The organism is Streptomyces liliifuscus, from assembly GCF_016598615.1.
Taxonomy (GTDB): domain Bacteria; phylum Actinomycetota; class Actinomycetes; order Streptomycetales; family Streptomycetaceae; genus Streptomyces; species Streptomyces liliifuscus.
On record NZ_CP066831.1, the window covers coordinates 3278604 to 3292746 of the forward strand.

Below are 14143 nucleotides of genomic sequence, written 5' to 3' on the forward strand. Positions count from 1 at the left end.
CAACCACCCACCACCCCACCCTTACGGGCGAGTTCACTGGGGCCGGCACTGAAGATCCAGACACAAGGTCCGTACCCTCAGACACCCAACAGCGTGCCCAGCCGGCTCCCGCCCAGAGATCATGCTTTCCACACCCTCTTACGAGGGCAGTACTTGCAAGCCTCCGGCTCGTGAACCGGCCGAATAATCAACGTTCCACCCTTGAGCAACCACCGTCGGACGTGTGCCGACGTAATGGCTCCTGGACCACCAAGCAGAGCTTGGCGGCCTAGATGCTCCTTAGAAAGGAGGTGATCCAGCCGCACCTTCCGGTACGGCTACCTTGTTACGACTTCGTCCCAATCGCCAGTCCCACCTTCGACAGCTCCCTCCCCACAAGGGGTTGGGCCACCGGCTTCGGGTGTTACCGACTTTCGTGACGTGACGGGCGGTGTGTACAAGGCCCGGGAACGTATTCACCGCAGCAATGCTGATCTGCGATTACTAGCAACTCCGACTTCATGGGGTCGAGTTGCAGACCCCAATCCGAACTGAGACAGGCTTTTTGAGATTCGCTCCGCCTTGCGACATCGCAGCTCATTGTACCTGCCATTGTAGCACGTGTGCAGCCCAAGACATAAGGGGCATGATGACTTGACGTCGTCCCCACCTTCCTCCGAGTTGACCCCGGCAGTCTCCTGTGAGTCCCCAACCCTCCGAAGAGGTTGCTGGCAACACAGAACAAGGGTTGCGCTCGTTGCGGGACTTAACCCAACATCTCACGACACGAGCTGACGACAGCCATGCACCACCTGTCACCCGACCACGAAGGGGCACCATCTCTGATGCTTTCCGGGCGATGTCAAGCCTTGGTAAGGTTCTTCGCGTTGCGTCGAATTAAGCCACATGCTCCGCTGCTTGTGCGGGCCCCCGTCAATTCCTTTGAGTTTTAGCCTTGCGGCCGTACTCCCCAGGCGGGGAACTTAATGCGTTAGCTGCGGCACCGACGACGTGGAATGTCGCCAACACCTAGTTCCCACCGTTTACGGCGTGGACTACCAGGGTATCTAATCCTGTTCGCTCCCCACGCTTTCGCTCCTCAGCGTCAGTAATGGCCCAGAGATCCGCCTTCGCCACCGGTGTTCCTCCTGATATCTGCGCATTTCACCGCTACACCAGGAATTCCGATCTCCCCTACCACACTCTAGTCTGCCCGTATCGAATGCAGACCCGGGGTTAAGCCCCGGGCTTTCACATCCGACGCGACAGACCGCCTACGAGCTCTTTACGCCCAATAATTCCGGACAACGCTTGCGCCCTACGTATTACCGCGGCTGCTGGCACGTAGTTAGCCGGCGCTTCTTCTGCAGGTACCGTCACTTTCGCTTCTTCCCTGCTGAAAGAGGTTTACAACCCGAAGGCCGTCATCCCTCACGCGGCGTCGCTGCATCAGGCTTTCGCCCATTGTGCAATATTCCCCACTGCTGCCTCCCGTAGGAGTCTGGGCCGTGTCTCAGTCCCAGTGTGGCCGGTCGCCCTCTCAGGCCGGCTACCCGTCGTCGCCTTGGTGAGCTTCTACCTCACCAACAAGCTGATAGGCCGCGGGCTCATCCTTCACCGCCGGAGCTTTCAACCCCACAGATGCCTGTAGGAGTGTTATCCGGTATTAGACCCCGTTTCCAGGGCTTGTCCCAGAGTGAAGGGCAGATTGCCCACGTGTTACTCACCCGTTCGCCACTAATCCACCCCGAAGGGCTTCATCGTTCGACTTGCATGTGTTAAGCACGCCGCCAGCGTTCGTCCTGAGCCAGGATCAAACTCTCCGTGAATGTATTCCCGTAATCGGGACAACACACACGAGAGCGGAACAACCAGCCGGAATAAGACCGGTCGTTCACTGCGTCCTCGCTGTGCGCCTGCCGGAACAATGCCCGACAGGACTTTTTCAAAGGAACCTCATCCTCGGCCATGACGACCGGAGACGGGGTATCAACATATCTGGCGTTGATTTTTGGCACGCTGTTGAGTTCTCAAGGAACGGACGCTTCCTTCGTACTCACCCTCTCGGGCTTTCCTCCGGGCGCTTCCCTTCGGTCTTGCGTTTCCGACTCTATCAGACCGTTTTCCGATCTGATTTCCTCGGTGCTTTCCAGGTTTTCGCTTTCGCGTTTCCCTTTCCGGCGACTCCGACTTTATCAGAAGTTCTGAGTCGGAATTCCCGTCCCGGTCGGGGTGGTCCGGACGCACAGTTGCGTCGGGTTCCCGTTCAGGCGGAGCCGTAAACCTACTGGAGCGGGGCGCCCCGATGCAAATCGAGGGGCCCCGCTCCGGGTTCACGCGTACGAGGTGCTCAAACCTCGACCACGACCGGCAGGATCATCGGCCGGCGGCGGTAGGTGTCCGAGACCCATTTGCCCAGCGTGCGGCGGATCAGCTGCTGCATCTGGTGGGGTTCGACCACGCCGTCCTGGGCCGAACGCTCCAGGACCTCGGTGATCTTCGGGAGGACGTCACCGAAGGCGGAGTCGTCGATGCCCGAGCCGCGGGCCTGGATGTGGGGACCGCCGGTGATCTTGCCCGTGCTGGAGTCCATCACCACGAAGACCGAGATGATGCCCTCGTCGCCGAGGATCTTGCGGTCCTTGAGCGCGGGCTCGCCGACATCGCCGACCGAGAGGCCGTCGACGTACACGTATCCCGCCTGGACCTTGCCTGAGATCTTGGCCTTGCCTTCGACGAGGTCGACGACGACGCCGTCCTCGGCGATGACGATCCGGTCGTGCGGGACGCCGGTGAGCGCGCCCAGCTCGGCGTTGGCCCGGAGGTGGCGCCATTCGCCGTGGACCGGCATCAGGTTGCGCGGCTTGCAGATGTTGTAGAAGTACAGGAGCTCGCCCGCGGACGCGTGGCCCGAGACGTGCACCTTGGCGTTGCCCTTGTGGACGACGTTGGCGCCCCAGCGGGTCAGGCCGTTGATGACGCGGTAGACCGCGTTCTCGTTGCCGGGGATGAGCGACGACGCCAGGATCACCGTGTCGCCCTGGACGATGCGGATCTGGTGGTCGCGGTTCGCCATGCGGGACAACGCGGCCATCGGCTCGCCCTGTGAGCCCGTACAGACGAGGACGATCTCGCGATCCGGGAGATCGTCGAGCGTCTTGACGTCGACGACCAGGCCCGGCGGGACCTTCAGATAGCCCAGGTCTCTCGCAATGCCCATGTTGCGGACCATCGAGCGGCCGACGAAGGCGACCCGGCGGCCGTATTCGTGCGCGGCGTCGAGGATCTGCTGGATGCGGTGGACGTGGCTGGCGAAGCTGGCCACGATGATCCGCTTGCTGGCGCCGGCGAAGACCTGGCGCAGCACGTTCGAGATGTCACGCTCGGGCGGCACGAATCCCGGGACCTCGGCGTTCGTCGAGTCCGAGAGGAGGAGGTCGATGCCCTCCTCGCTCAGGCGCGCGAACGCGTGTAGATCTGTCAGACGACCGTCCAGCGGAAGCTGGTCCATCTTGAAGTCGCCGGTGTGGACGACCATGCCCGCGGGGGTGCGGATGGCGACCGCGAGGGCGTCCGGGATGGAGTGGTTGACCGCGACGAACTCGCAGTCGAAGGGGCCGATGCGCTCTCGGTGACCCTCCGCGACCTCGAGCGTGTACGGACGGATGCGGTGCTCCTGGAGCTTCGCCTCGATGAGGGCGAGGGTCAGCTTGGAGCCGATGAGCGGGATGTCCGGTTTCTCGCGCAGGAGGAAGGGGACGCCGCCGATGTGGTCCTCGTGACCATGGGTGAGGACGATGCCCTCGATGTCGTCGAGGCGGTCCCTGATGGAACTGAAGTCCGGCAGGATCAGGTCGATTCCGGGCTGCTCCTCCTCCGGGAAGAGCACGCCGCAGTCGACGATCAGAAGGCGGCCTCCGTACTCGAAGACCGTCATGTTTCGGCCGATTTCACCGAGGCCGCCGAGCGGGGTGACCCGCAGGCCGCCCTTCGGGAGGACCGGCGGCGCGCCGAGTTCAGGATGCGGATGACTCAAAAGACTCTCCTCACCACACGCGCCACGTACCTGGCAGGGCACGTGGCGCGCGTGACGTTCGTGCAGTAGCAGTTGTCTGGTGGTGCAGGCTCTGCGGCCTGCGGGTCGTGCGTATTCAGTTGTGAAGTCTGTGGTTAGAGCTGTACCCCGCCGGCGGCAAGATCGATCTTGAGCTGGGCGGTCTCCTCGGGCGACAGGCCGACCATGGGCAGACGCAGCGGTCCGGCGGGCAGGCCCTGGAGGGCGAGCGCGGCCTTGGTCGTCATGACGCCCTGGGTGCGGAACATGCCGGTGAAGACCGGAAGCAGCTTCTGGTGGATCTCGGTGGCCTTCTGGACGTCGCCGCTGACGTACGCGTCGATCATGGCCCGCAGCTCGGGGGTGACGACGTGACCGACGACGGAGACGAAGCCGACCGCGCCCACGGAGAGCAGCGGGAGGTTCAGCATGTCGTCGCCGGAGTACCAGGCGAGGCCGGAGCTGGCGATGGCCCAGCTGGCACGGCCGAGGTCGCCCTTGGCGTCCTTGTTGGCGACGATACGCGGGTGCTCGGCCAGACGCACCAGCGTTTCCGTGTTGATCGGGACACCGCTGCGGCCGGGGATGTCGTAGAGCATCACCGGCAGTTCGGTCGCGTCGGCGATGACCTTGAAGTGCTGGTACAGGCCCTCCTGCGGGGGCTTGTTGTAGTACGGCGTGACGGTCAGGAGACCGTGTGCGCCGACCTTCTCGGCCGACCGGGCGAGCTCGACGCTGTGGCGCGTGTCGTTCGTGCCGACGCCCGCGACGACGTGGGCCCGGTCGCCGACCGCCTCCAGTACGGCTCGTACGAGATCCGCTTTCTCCGCGTTGCTGGTGGTCGGGGACTCGCCGGTGGTGCCGTTGACGATCAGGCCGTCGTTGCCTGCGTCCACCAGGTGGGTGGCGAGCCGCTGAGCGCCGTCGAGGTCGAGTGCGCCGTCCGCCGCGAAGGGCGTGACCATGGCGGTGAGGACCCGCCCGAAGGGGGTCTGCGGAGTGGAGGTCGGAGCCATGGGTAACACGCTACTCGCTGCTCAACGTGCGGTCTGCCCTCGGGGGCGGCGACAAGTCACGACAAAGGAGGAGCCCGGCACTGCCTGCTCGGGGGTTCAAGCAGTGCCGGGTCCGTTTGATCAGGCTAGATGAACTTCTCGAAATGCCGCAATACGGACACTTCGCATGGTTGACCCGCACACATGTGCCCGACCGGGTGACTGAGGTGCGCTACGGCGCCACGCGCCCGTTGGCATTGAAGGCGGCGTACGTGAGGGGCATGAGCCGGGCCCATTCGGCCTCCATCTTCTCGCCGACCATCTCGATCTCCCGCTGGGGGAAGGACGGGACCTTCGCCAGCTCGTGCTGGGTGCGCAGGCCGAGGAAGTGCATCAGCGAGCGGGCGTTGCACGTCGCGTACATCGACGAGAAGAGGCCGACCGGGAGGACCGCACGGGCGACCTCGCGGGCCACGCCGGCTGCGAGCATCTCCTGGTACGCCTCGTACGCCTGGCGGTACGAGTCCTCCATGACGCGGCCCGTCAGCTCCTGCTGGGCCGGGGTGCCCTCCACGAAGACGTACTTGCCGGGGCGGCCCTCCTGGACCAGCTTGCGGGACTCGCCCGGGACGTAGAAGACCGGCTGGAGCTCCCTGTACCGGCCCGACTCCTCGTTGTACGACCAGCCGACGCGGTGGCGCATGAACTCGCGGAAGACGAAGATCGGGGCGTTGATGAAGAACGTCATCGAGTTGTGCTCGAAGGGGCTGCCGTGCCGGTCCCGCATCAGGTAGTTGATCAGGCCCTTTGAGCGCTCCGGGTCCTTCTGCAGCTCTTCCAGGGACTGCTCCCCGAGCGTCGAGACGCGGGCGGCGAACAGCACGTCGGAGTCGGAGGCGGTGTGCTTGACCAGCTCGACGGTGACATCGCTGCGGAAGCTGGGCTTGAGGTCGTCGGCGGGTGTGTCGGTCACGGCTTGGAGGGTCCTTCCCATCACTGGCTCGGGCGGCGTCCACTCTACGGCCCGGCACTGACAACGGGGCGTTCGGTGCCGTGCTGCGACATACTTCGCCGAACTTCTGCGAAGTCGGTGAAACTGGGCACCAATTGGGGCTCTCGCTCGTCTGTATTGGTGACAGCGATTCGTTCGAGTCGCCTGTTCCGTCAGACCCCCTTCGAGTCTCCAGAGGAGAAGCGCACTTCATGTTTCGTCGGCGCGAGCCCGTTCCGTTCGCCTTCATCGCCGAAGCCGACAGGTTCCGCAGCAATGTCACTCCCCCACCGCGTCAGCGGGCCTCCGCCGGTGAGCTCGCGGGCCGCTGGCTGATGGGCCTCACCGTGGTCGCGGGCCTCGTGGGCTCCCTGCTCATAGGGACCCCCGCCCTGCAGGCCGACAGCTCACCTGCGCATACGCAACAGTCGGACGCGTCGCAGGGCCGTTGACCCTCCTCCGGCCCGGATGGCCTGGGAGCACCCCCATGGACCCCCGAGGGTGGTGACCGGAGATCCCGCTAGGTAGCCTCACCGGGCATAGTCCATGCGTGGATTGAGTGAGGATCAGTCGTGCCCCTGCCCTTTCTGACCGCCGATCGCGCTTTCGACGAGGCGGGCGAGGATCTCGCGCTGCCGTTCGACGATCGCGATCAGTGGCGACGCCCCTACCGGCCCGGACCGTGGCGCGTCGCCGCGGCGGCGCTTCTGCTGCTGCTCGCGTCGTACGTGCTGTTCGCGGCGGTCATCGTCGCTGCGGCCGGCAACCGCTCCGGTGGCGCGGTCTTCCTGGGGCTCGCGGCGCTCGTCATCGTGTGTGCCCTGCGGTTGCTGCGTATGGGCGCGTGGGTGAGCGCGTACGGGCTGCGCCGGGTCCGTTTCCTGGTCACGAGCACGGCTCCCTGGGCGAAGGTCCAGGCGGTGCGGACGGTCCAGCAGCCGGTGCGCTGGCTCGGGCTGCCGCGCACCGTGCAGGGACAGGCGCTCGTCCTCGTCAGCGGCGACCGCTCCGGCGCCGAGCCGACACAGCTGCTGACCACGCACAACGCGGACTTCCTCGGGCGCCCCGACGCGTTCGACCGGGCCGCGGACGGCGTCGAGGTGTGGGCGGACGAGTACCGCGGGCACGCCTGACGGTCGGCGCAGCCGGCACAACCATCACGGTCGGCATGGTGAAGGGGCCGGTCCGCACCCGCGGACCGGCCCCTTCACCATGTCTGTGCCTGTGCCTGTGTCGGTGCCTCAGGCCCGTACGGGTTTTCCGTCGTGCAGGGCGATCGCGTGCTGCATCGCCTTGCGGGCCCGGGGAGTGTCGCGGGCGTCGTGGTAGGCGATGGCCAGCCGGAACCAGCTGCGCCAGTCGTCGGGGGCGTCCTCGGTCTCTGCCTTGCGCATGGCGAAGACCTCGTCGGCCGAGTCGCGGTCGATCCGGCCGGCCGGGGTGCGCTTCAACTCGTCGACGGGCAGGCCGCCTTCGGCGTCGAGCTCGGCGGCGAGCCGGTTGGCCTTCTTGACGAACTCGGTGTTCTTCCAGAGGAACCAGATGCCGATCACCGGCAGGATGAGCACGGCCACGCCGAAGGTGACGGTGAGCAGGGTTCCGCGCTGAATGAGCATCACCCCGCGGCTGCCGACCAGGACGAAGTAGACGACCAGGACGGCGGCCGTGACGGCGTATGTGATCTTCGCGCCCATGGCGGTTACTTCAGATCCAGGAAGTGTTCCAGGCCGAAGGTGAGGCCCGGGGTGTCCACGACGCGGCGGACGCCGAGCAGGATGCCCGGCATGAAGCTGCTGTGGTGGAGGGAGTCGTGGCGGACGGTGAGGGTCTCGCCCTCGGCGCCGAGCAGCACCTCCTGGTGGGCCAGCAGACCACGCAGGCGCACCGAGTGCACCGGGACGCCGTCGACGTCCGCGCCGCGGGCGCCGTCCAGGGCCGTGACCGTGGCATCGGGCTGCGCGGCGCTGCCCGCCCGCTGCCGGGCGGCGGCGATGAGCTGGGCGGTGCGGTGGGCGGTGCCGCTCGGGGCGTCCACCTTGTTCGGGTGGTGCAGCTCGATGACCTCGACGGACTCGAAGTACGGCGCGGCCACCTCCGCGAACTTCATCGTGAGGACGGCGCCGATGGAGAAGTTCGGGGCGATGAGCACGCCCGTCTCCGGTGACGCGGCGAGCGAGGTGTTCAACTGCGCGAGGCGCTCGTCGGTCCAGCCCGTCGTACCGACCACGGCGTGGATGCCGTGGCGGACGCAGAAGTCGAGGTTGCCCATGACCGAGGCGGGCGTGGTGAGTTCGACGACGACCTGGGCGCCGGCGTCCACCAGCGTCTCCAGCTTGTCGTCGCGGCCGAGGGCGGCCACCAGTTCCAGGTCCTCGGCCGCCTCGACCGCTCGTACGGCCTCGGATCCGATACGGCCCTTGGCACCGAGGACCGCCACGCGCAGCTTGCTCATCTTCTTGCTTCCTTACCGGATTCGGAGGGTTACGCGACCGCTTCGTGCAGACGGGAAGCCTGTTTGTCCTTCAGCGGGCCGATGACCGACAGCGAGGGCCGCTGTCCCAGGATCTCGCGGGCCACCTCCCGTACGTCGTCCGGGGTGACCGAGGCGATCCGGGTCAGCATGTCGTCGACGGACATCTGCTCGCCCCAGCACAGCTCGCTCTTGCCGATACGGTTCATCAGCGCGCCCGTGTCCTCCAGGCCGAGGACCGTGGAGCCGCGGAGCTGGCCGATGGCGCGGCCGATCTCGTCGTCCGAGAGGCCGTGCTCGGCGACCTGGTCGAGTTCGTCGCGGCAGATCTTCAGCACGTCGTGGACCTGGCTGGGCCTGCAGCCCGCGTACACACCGAAGAGACCGCAGTCGGCGAAGCCCGAGGTGTACGAGTACACGCTGTAGGCCAGGCCGCGCTTCTCGCGGACCTCCTGGAAGAGGCGGGAGGACATGCCGCCGCCCAGCGCGGTGTTCAGGACGCCCAGGGCCCAGCGGCGCTCGTCCGTGCGGGCCAGGCCCGGCATGCCGAGCACGATGTGGGCCTGCTCGGTCTTGCGGCCGAGGAGTTCGACACGGCCGGCCGTACGGATGGTGCGGGAGCCGTCGCGCGGGGCGATCGGAGCCGCGTCCGGCTGCCTGAGGGCGCCCGACTTCTCGAAGGCGGCGCGGACCTGGCGTACGACCTTGTTGTGGTCGACGTTTCCGGCGGCGGCGACCACGAGGTGGGTCGGGTCGTAGTGCTTCTTGTAGAAGCGGCGGATGCGGTCCGCGGTGAGGGCGTTGACGGTGTCGACCGTGCCGAGGACCGGGCGGCCGAGGGGGGTGTCGCCGAGCATGGTGTGCGCGAACAGGTCGTGCACGCAGTCGCCCGGGTCGTCCTCCGTCATGGCGATCTCTTCGAGGATCGCGCCCCGCTCGACGTTCACGTCCTCTTCGAGGATCAGCGAGCCCGTGAGCATGTCGCAGACGACGTCGATGGCGAGCGGGAGGTCGGTGTCGAGCACGCGTGCGTAGTAGCACGTGTACTCCTTCGCCGTGAACGCGTTCATCTCGCCGCCGACCGCGTCGATGGCGGAGGAGATGTCCAGGGCGCTGCGCTTCTGCGTGCCCTTGAAGAGGAGGTGCTCCAGGTAGTGCGTGGCGCCGTTCAGAGTCGGCGTCTCGTCACGGGAGCCGACGTGGGCCCAGATGCCGAAGGTCGCGGAGCGGACCGACGGCAGGGTTTCGGTGACGATGCGCAGGCCGCCGGGGAGGGTGGTCTTACGGACCGTGCCGATGCCGTTGGTGCCCTTGATCAGGGTTTGGGTACGGGCGACGGCCCGCGCCTCCGAGGAGGTGCGGGCCGTCGCCGTGGAGCTACTCGACGTCACTTGTCGGTGTCGTCCTTCTTCTCATCGTCGCCTTCGCCCTCGATCACGGGGATCAGGGAGAGCTTGCCGCGGGAGTCGATCTCGGCGATCTCGACCTGGACCTTGGAGCCCACGCCGACGACGTCCTCGACGTTCTCCACGCGCTTGCCGCCGGCGAGCTTGCGGATCTGCGAGATGTGCAGCAGACCGTCCTTGCCCGGGAGCAGCGACACGAACGCACCGAAGGTCGTCGTCTTCACGACGGTGCCCAGGTAGCGCTCGCCGACCTCCGGCATGGTCGGGTTCGCGATGCCGTTGATCGTGGCGCGGGCGGCCTCGGCCTGCGAGCCCTGGGCGGCACCGATGTAGATGGTGCCGTCGTCCTCGATCGTGATGTCGGCGCCGGTGTCCTCCTGGATCTGGTTGATCATCTTGCCCTTCGGGCCGATGACCTCACCGATCTTGTCCACGGGGATCTTGACCGTGATGATCCGCGGGGCGTTCGGGGACATCTCGTCCGGCGTGTCGATCGCTTCCATCATCACGTCGAGGATGTGGAGGCGGGCGTCACGGGCCTGCTTGAGGGCCGCGGCCAGGACGGAGGCCGGGATGCCGTCCAGCTTGGTGTCGAGCTGGAGGGCGGTCACGAACTCCTTGGTGCCGGCGACCTTGAAGTCCATGTCGCCGAAGGCGTCCTCCGCACCGAGGATGTCGGTGAGGGCGACGTAGTGCGTCTCGCCGTTGATCTCCTGGGAGATCAGGCCCATGGCGATACCGGCGACGGGGGCCTTCAGCGGCACACCGGCGTTGAGCAGCGACATGGTGGAGGCGCAGACCGAGCCCATGGACGTCGAGCCGTTGGAGCCGAGGGCCTCGGACACCTGACGGATCGCGTACGGGAAGTCCTCGCGCGAGGGCAGGACCGGGACGATCGCGCGCTCGGCGAGAGCGCCGTGGCCGATCTCGCGGCGCTTCGGGGAGCCGACGCGGCCGGTCTCGCCCACGGAGTAGGGCGGGAAGTTGTAGTTGTGCATGTAGCGCTTGCGGGTCACCGGGGAAAGGGTGTCCAGCTGCTGCTCCATCCGGAGCATGTTGAGGGTGGTGACGCCCAGGATCTGGGTCTCGCCACGCTCGAACAGCGCCGAGCCGTGCACGCGCGGGATGGCCTCGACCTCGGCGGCGAGCGTACGGATGTCCGTGACGCCACGGCCGTCGATGCGGACCTTGTCCTTGATGACGCGCTCACGGACCAGGGACTTGGTCAGCGAGCGGTACGCGGCGGAGATCTCCTTCTCGCGGCCCTCGAACTGCGGGAGCAGCTTCTCGGCGGCGATCTCCTTGACGCGGTCCAGCTCGGCCTCGCGGTCCTGCTTGCCGGCGATGGTGAGCGCCTGGGAGAGCTCGCTCTTGACCGCGGCGGTCAGGGCCTCCAGGACGTCGTCCTGGTAGTCGAGGAAGACCGGGAACTCGCCGGTGGGCTTGGCGGCCTTGGCGGCGAGGTCGGCCTGGGCCTTGCAGAGCACCTTGATGAAGGGCTTCGCGGCGTCCAGACCGGAGGCGACGATCTCCTCGGTCGGAGCCTCGGCGCCGCCCGCGACCAGGGCGATGGTCTTCTCGGTGGCCTCGGCCTCGACCATCATGATCGCGACGTCGCCGTCCTCCAGGACGCGACCGGCGACGACCATGTCGAAGACGGCGTCCTCGAGCTCGGTGTGCGTCGGGAACGCGACCCACTGGCCGTTGATCAGCGCAACGCGGACGCCGCCGATCGGGCCGGAGAAGGGCAGACCGGCCAGCTGGGTGGACGCGGAGGCGGCGTTGATCGCCACGACGTCGTACAGGTGGTCGGGGTTGAGCGCCATGATCGTGGCGACGACCTGGATCTCGTTGCGCAGGCCCTTCTTGAAGGACGGGCGCAGCGGGCGGTCGATCAGGCGGCAGGTGAGGATCGCGTCCTCAGAGGGCCGGCCCTCACGACGGAAGAAGGAACCGGGGATCTTCCCGGCCGCGTACATGCGCTCCTCGACGTCCACCGTGAGGGGGAAGAAGTCGAGGTTCTCCTTGGGCTTCTTGGAGGCAGTGGTGGCCGACAGCACCATGGTGTCGTCGTCCAGATACGCCACGGCGGAGCCGGCGGCCTGCTTGGCCAGGCGGCCCGTCTCGAAGCGGATGGTGCGGGTGCCGAAGGTTCCGTTGTCGATAACGGCCTCGGCGTAGTGGGTCTCATTCTCCACTAGCGTTTTCTCCGATACTTTTCGTCTTTTGTCCCGATCCGCCCGTGTGGCGGGGGGACGTGGGCGGAGAAGCGCGCCTTCTGGTGCGGGCCGGTCTTCGATCGAAGCACCCGGGGTTCGCATCGCCCGGGAGCCACTACCGAGGACCGGCGGCGGCGAGGTGCACTTCATCCTCGTGATATTGCGTTGTGCTACCACACTACAAAGGTGCGGTGACACTCCGCACGTACAGCAAAGGGAGCGGCCCCCTAAGAGTGGGAACCGCTCCCTTCACGGCGTCTTACTTGGCGCCCGCCGCACCGCGGCGGATGCCCAGGCGGTCGACCAGCGCACGGAAGCGCTGGATGTCCTTCTTCGCCAGGTACTGCAGGAGGCGACGGCGCTGACCGACCAGGATGAGCAGACCACGACGGGAGTGGTGGTCGTGCTTGTGGGTCTTGAGGTGCTCGGTCAGGTCCGAGATACGGCGCGAGAGCATCGCGACCTGGACCTCGGGGGAGCCGGTGTCGCCCTCCTTCTGACCGAACTCGGTGATGAGCTGCTTCTTCGTTGCGGCGTCGAGCGACACGCGTACTCCTCGTAGTCTTTGAGTAGCCACCGAGTGCCCCTGGTCCACATCTCAGGGGAGCTTCCGTAACTCGGGAGGCGGGGATCCGCTGGGCGCGTCCTCCAGGGCCCTTGAGGGGCGGTCCGGGGGTGCGTACACATACGGCCGTCACACAGGGTACCAGGGGGTGGGGGTCCCGCTTACCGGGGTTCCGGGAGTCCGGGGAGGCCAGGGGCGGTCCCAGTAGGGTGACGCGACAGTTCGTTCGTCAGGTCGGGGCCGTACGTCGGACGCGTACGTCGGGAAGGGGTCGCTTCGTCATGGCCGAGGCAGAGGACAAGGACGTCAAGGCGCGCAAGGAGCGGGAGAAGGACGAGCTCTACGCCCTCGACATCTCGGGCGTCGAATGGCAGAGCGCGCCGGGTACGGAGGAACACGAGGAGCGGGTCGAGATCGCCTACCTCCCCGGGGGTGCGGTGGCCATGCGGTCGTCCCTCGACCCGGACACGGTCCTGCGGTACACGGAGGCCGAGTGGCGGGCCTTCGTGCTGGGGGCGCGGGACGGCGAGTTCGATCTGGAGCCGGCGCCGCACAACGGCGGGGTTTCGGCGGAGTAGCGGAGCGACGCGCAGTCGCCTTCGAGCGCGCGGGGACCGGTGGCTTGTATGCCACCGGTCCCCTTTGTTGTGTCGCGGTACCGCCTCGTTGGGTCCGAGCGCTGCACGGAGGAGTGGATTCGCGCTTCTTAAGCGCGCTTTTGTCCACTTTGCCGTCCATACAAGGCCGTTCATACGTCACTTCTGCGCAGGGTGTGACGTAGTGGGTGGGACCGGAGGGGTGGACGGGCCTGCCGTGGGGGTGGTTGTGGTGATTAGGCTGGGGTGGGCGCGGCAGCAGAACCCGGGGACGGGGCCGCCGCGTCGGACAGGGGGAGCCGGGGCGCGACGGAAGGCCTCGGACGATCGGAACGGTCGCCCCAGCTCGGTATGAGGGTGCTCGACCACACCAGGAGGAATTGTGAACAGCGATCGGGACGGGATCCGCGGGGGCTGGGCCACACCCGGCGATGACCAGTCCGACGCGGAGTCCGCCGTCGAGACGACGGGCGAGTTCACCATCGACTACGCCCCTCCCGCCTGGTACACGCAGAACGCGTCGGGGAGTTCGGAGGCGGCTTCGTCTGCTCCGGTCGGGGAGGAGTCCGACGAGGCGGACGGCTCGGACGGGTCCGAGGGGGGCGGGGCTGCGGGTGCGGCTCCGGCTCCGGCTCCGGGGGCAGGTGCGGGGGCGCCCGAGGCGCCTGCGGTTTCACCGGCTTCCGTGCCTACGTTCGCTCCTGGGGCTCCTTTCGCTCCGCCCGCTGCTGTTCCTCCCTCGCCCCTTCCTCCCTCCACTCCTGACGGTGGTCCGGGTGCCGTTCCGCGGTTGCCCGTGGGGAGTGGGTTCGAGCCTCAGGCCCCGGCTCCTGTCCCGCCCGCCGCGGGTCCCGCCGGTCTGCCGAAT

At 67.0% G+C, this 14143-nt stretch carries 11 protein-coding genes, 1 rRNA gene and 1 pseudogene; 4 read left to right on the forward strand and 9 right to left on the reverse strand.

The genetic code is table 11. The features are described from left to right. Nucleotides 1–283 precede the first annotated feature (283 nt). The 4 genes from JEQ17_RS13760 to thyX all read right to left on the reverse strand — a co-directional run bounded on the left by JEQ17_RS13760 (nucleotide 284) and on the right by thyX (nucleotide 6001). A 16S ribosomal RNA gene (locus JEQ17_RS13760) occupies nucleotides 284–1808 on the reverse strand. Between the two features lie 521 nt (nucleotides 1809–2329). Then, entirely contained in the window at nucleotides 2330–4015 is a 1686-nt protein-coding gene (locus JEQ17_RS13765; protein ID WP_200395538.1) for a ribonuclease J, read from the reverse strand. Between the two features lie 134 nt (nucleotides 4016–4149). Beyond that, entirely contained in the window at nucleotides 4150–5049 is a 900-nt protein-coding gene (dapA, locus tag JEQ17_RS13770) for a 4-hydroxy-tetrahydrodipicolinate synthase (RefSeq protein WP_055615916.1), read from the reverse strand. A gap of 211 nt (nucleotides 5050–5260) precedes the next feature. Beyond that, nucleotides 5261–6001 (reverse strand): FAD-dependent thymidylate synthase, encoded by a 741-nt coding sequence (thyX, locus tag JEQ17_RS13775; RefSeq protein ID WP_200395539.1) that lies wholly within the window; start codon nucleotides 5999–6001, stop codon nucleotides 5261–5263. Between the two features lie 230 nt (nucleotides 6002–6231). On the opposite strand from thyX, the gene JEQ17_RS13780 reads away from it, so the two are divergent. Further along, a complete protein-coding gene (locus tag JEQ17_RS13780) occupies nucleotides 6232–6471 on the forward strand; it encodes a hypothetical protein (protein WP_200395540.1) in 240 nt (79 codons plus the stop codon). 120 nt (nucleotides 6472–6591) lie between these two features. Beyond that, nucleotides 6592–7152, forward strand: coding sequence for a hypothetical protein (locus JEQ17_RS13785; RefSeq protein WP_200395541.1), 561 nt, complete (start codon nucleotides 6592–6594; stop codon nucleotides 7150–7152). Nucleotides 7153–7260: 108 nt separating this feature from the next. Here JEQ17_RS13785 and JEQ17_RS13790 read toward each other — a convergent pair whose 3' ends face one another. The 5 genes from JEQ17_RS13790 to rpsO form a co-directional block, all read right to left on the reverse strand. Continuing rightward, on the reverse strand, nucleotides 7261–7713 hold the full coding sequence (locus JEQ17_RS13790) for a tetratricopeptide repeat protein (protein WP_200395542.1): 453 nt from the start codon (nucleotides 7711–7713) through the stop codon (nucleotides 7261–7263). A gap of 5 nt (nucleotides 7714–7718) precedes the next feature. Next, nucleotides 7719–8471, reverse strand: a complete 753-nt coding sequence (gene dapB, locus JEQ17_RS13795) for a 4-hydroxy-tetrahydrodipicolinate reductase (protein WP_055615911.1) — start codon at nucleotides 8469–8471, stop codon at nucleotides 7719–7721. Between the two features lie 29 nt (nucleotides 8472–8500). Then, nucleotides 8501–9880 carry a M16 family metallopeptidase gene (locus tag JEQ17_RS13800; protein WP_200395543.1) on the reverse strand — a complete coding sequence of 460 codons (1380 nt, stop codon included), beginning with the start codon at nucleotides 9878–9880 and terminating at the stop codon, nucleotides 8501–8503. Continuing rightward, on the reverse strand, nucleotides 9877–12093 hold the full coding sequence (locus tag JEQ17_RS13805) for a polyribonucleotide nucleotidyltransferase (protein ID WP_200395544.1): 2217 nt from the start codon (nucleotides 12091–12093) through the stop codon (nucleotides 9877–9879). Before JEQ17_RS13805 ends, JEQ17_RS13800 begins: the two co-directional genes overlap by 4 nt. A gap of 280 nt (nucleotides 12094–12373) precedes the next feature. Beyond that, complete coding sequence (rpsO, locus tag JEQ17_RS13810) at nucleotides 12374–12661, reverse strand: 30S ribosomal protein S15 (protein ID WP_019075416.1); 288 nt, start codon at nucleotides 12659–12661, stop codon at nucleotides 12374–12376. 299 nt (nucleotides 12662–12960) lie between these two features. Between rpsO and JEQ17_RS13815 the strand changes: the two genes are divergently transcribed. After that, a complete protein-coding gene (locus JEQ17_RS13815; RefSeq protein ID WP_151481659.1) occupies nucleotides 12961–13257 on the forward strand; it encodes a DUF397 domain-containing protein in 297 nt (98 codons plus the stop codon). Nucleotides 13258–13657: 400 nt separating this feature from the next. Continuing rightward, nucleotides 13658–13738, forward strand: a pseudogene (locus JEQ17_RS50865) (SCO5717 family growth-regulating ATPase); the annotation flags it as partial. Between the last annotated feature and the right edge of the window lie 405 nt (nucleotides 13739–14143).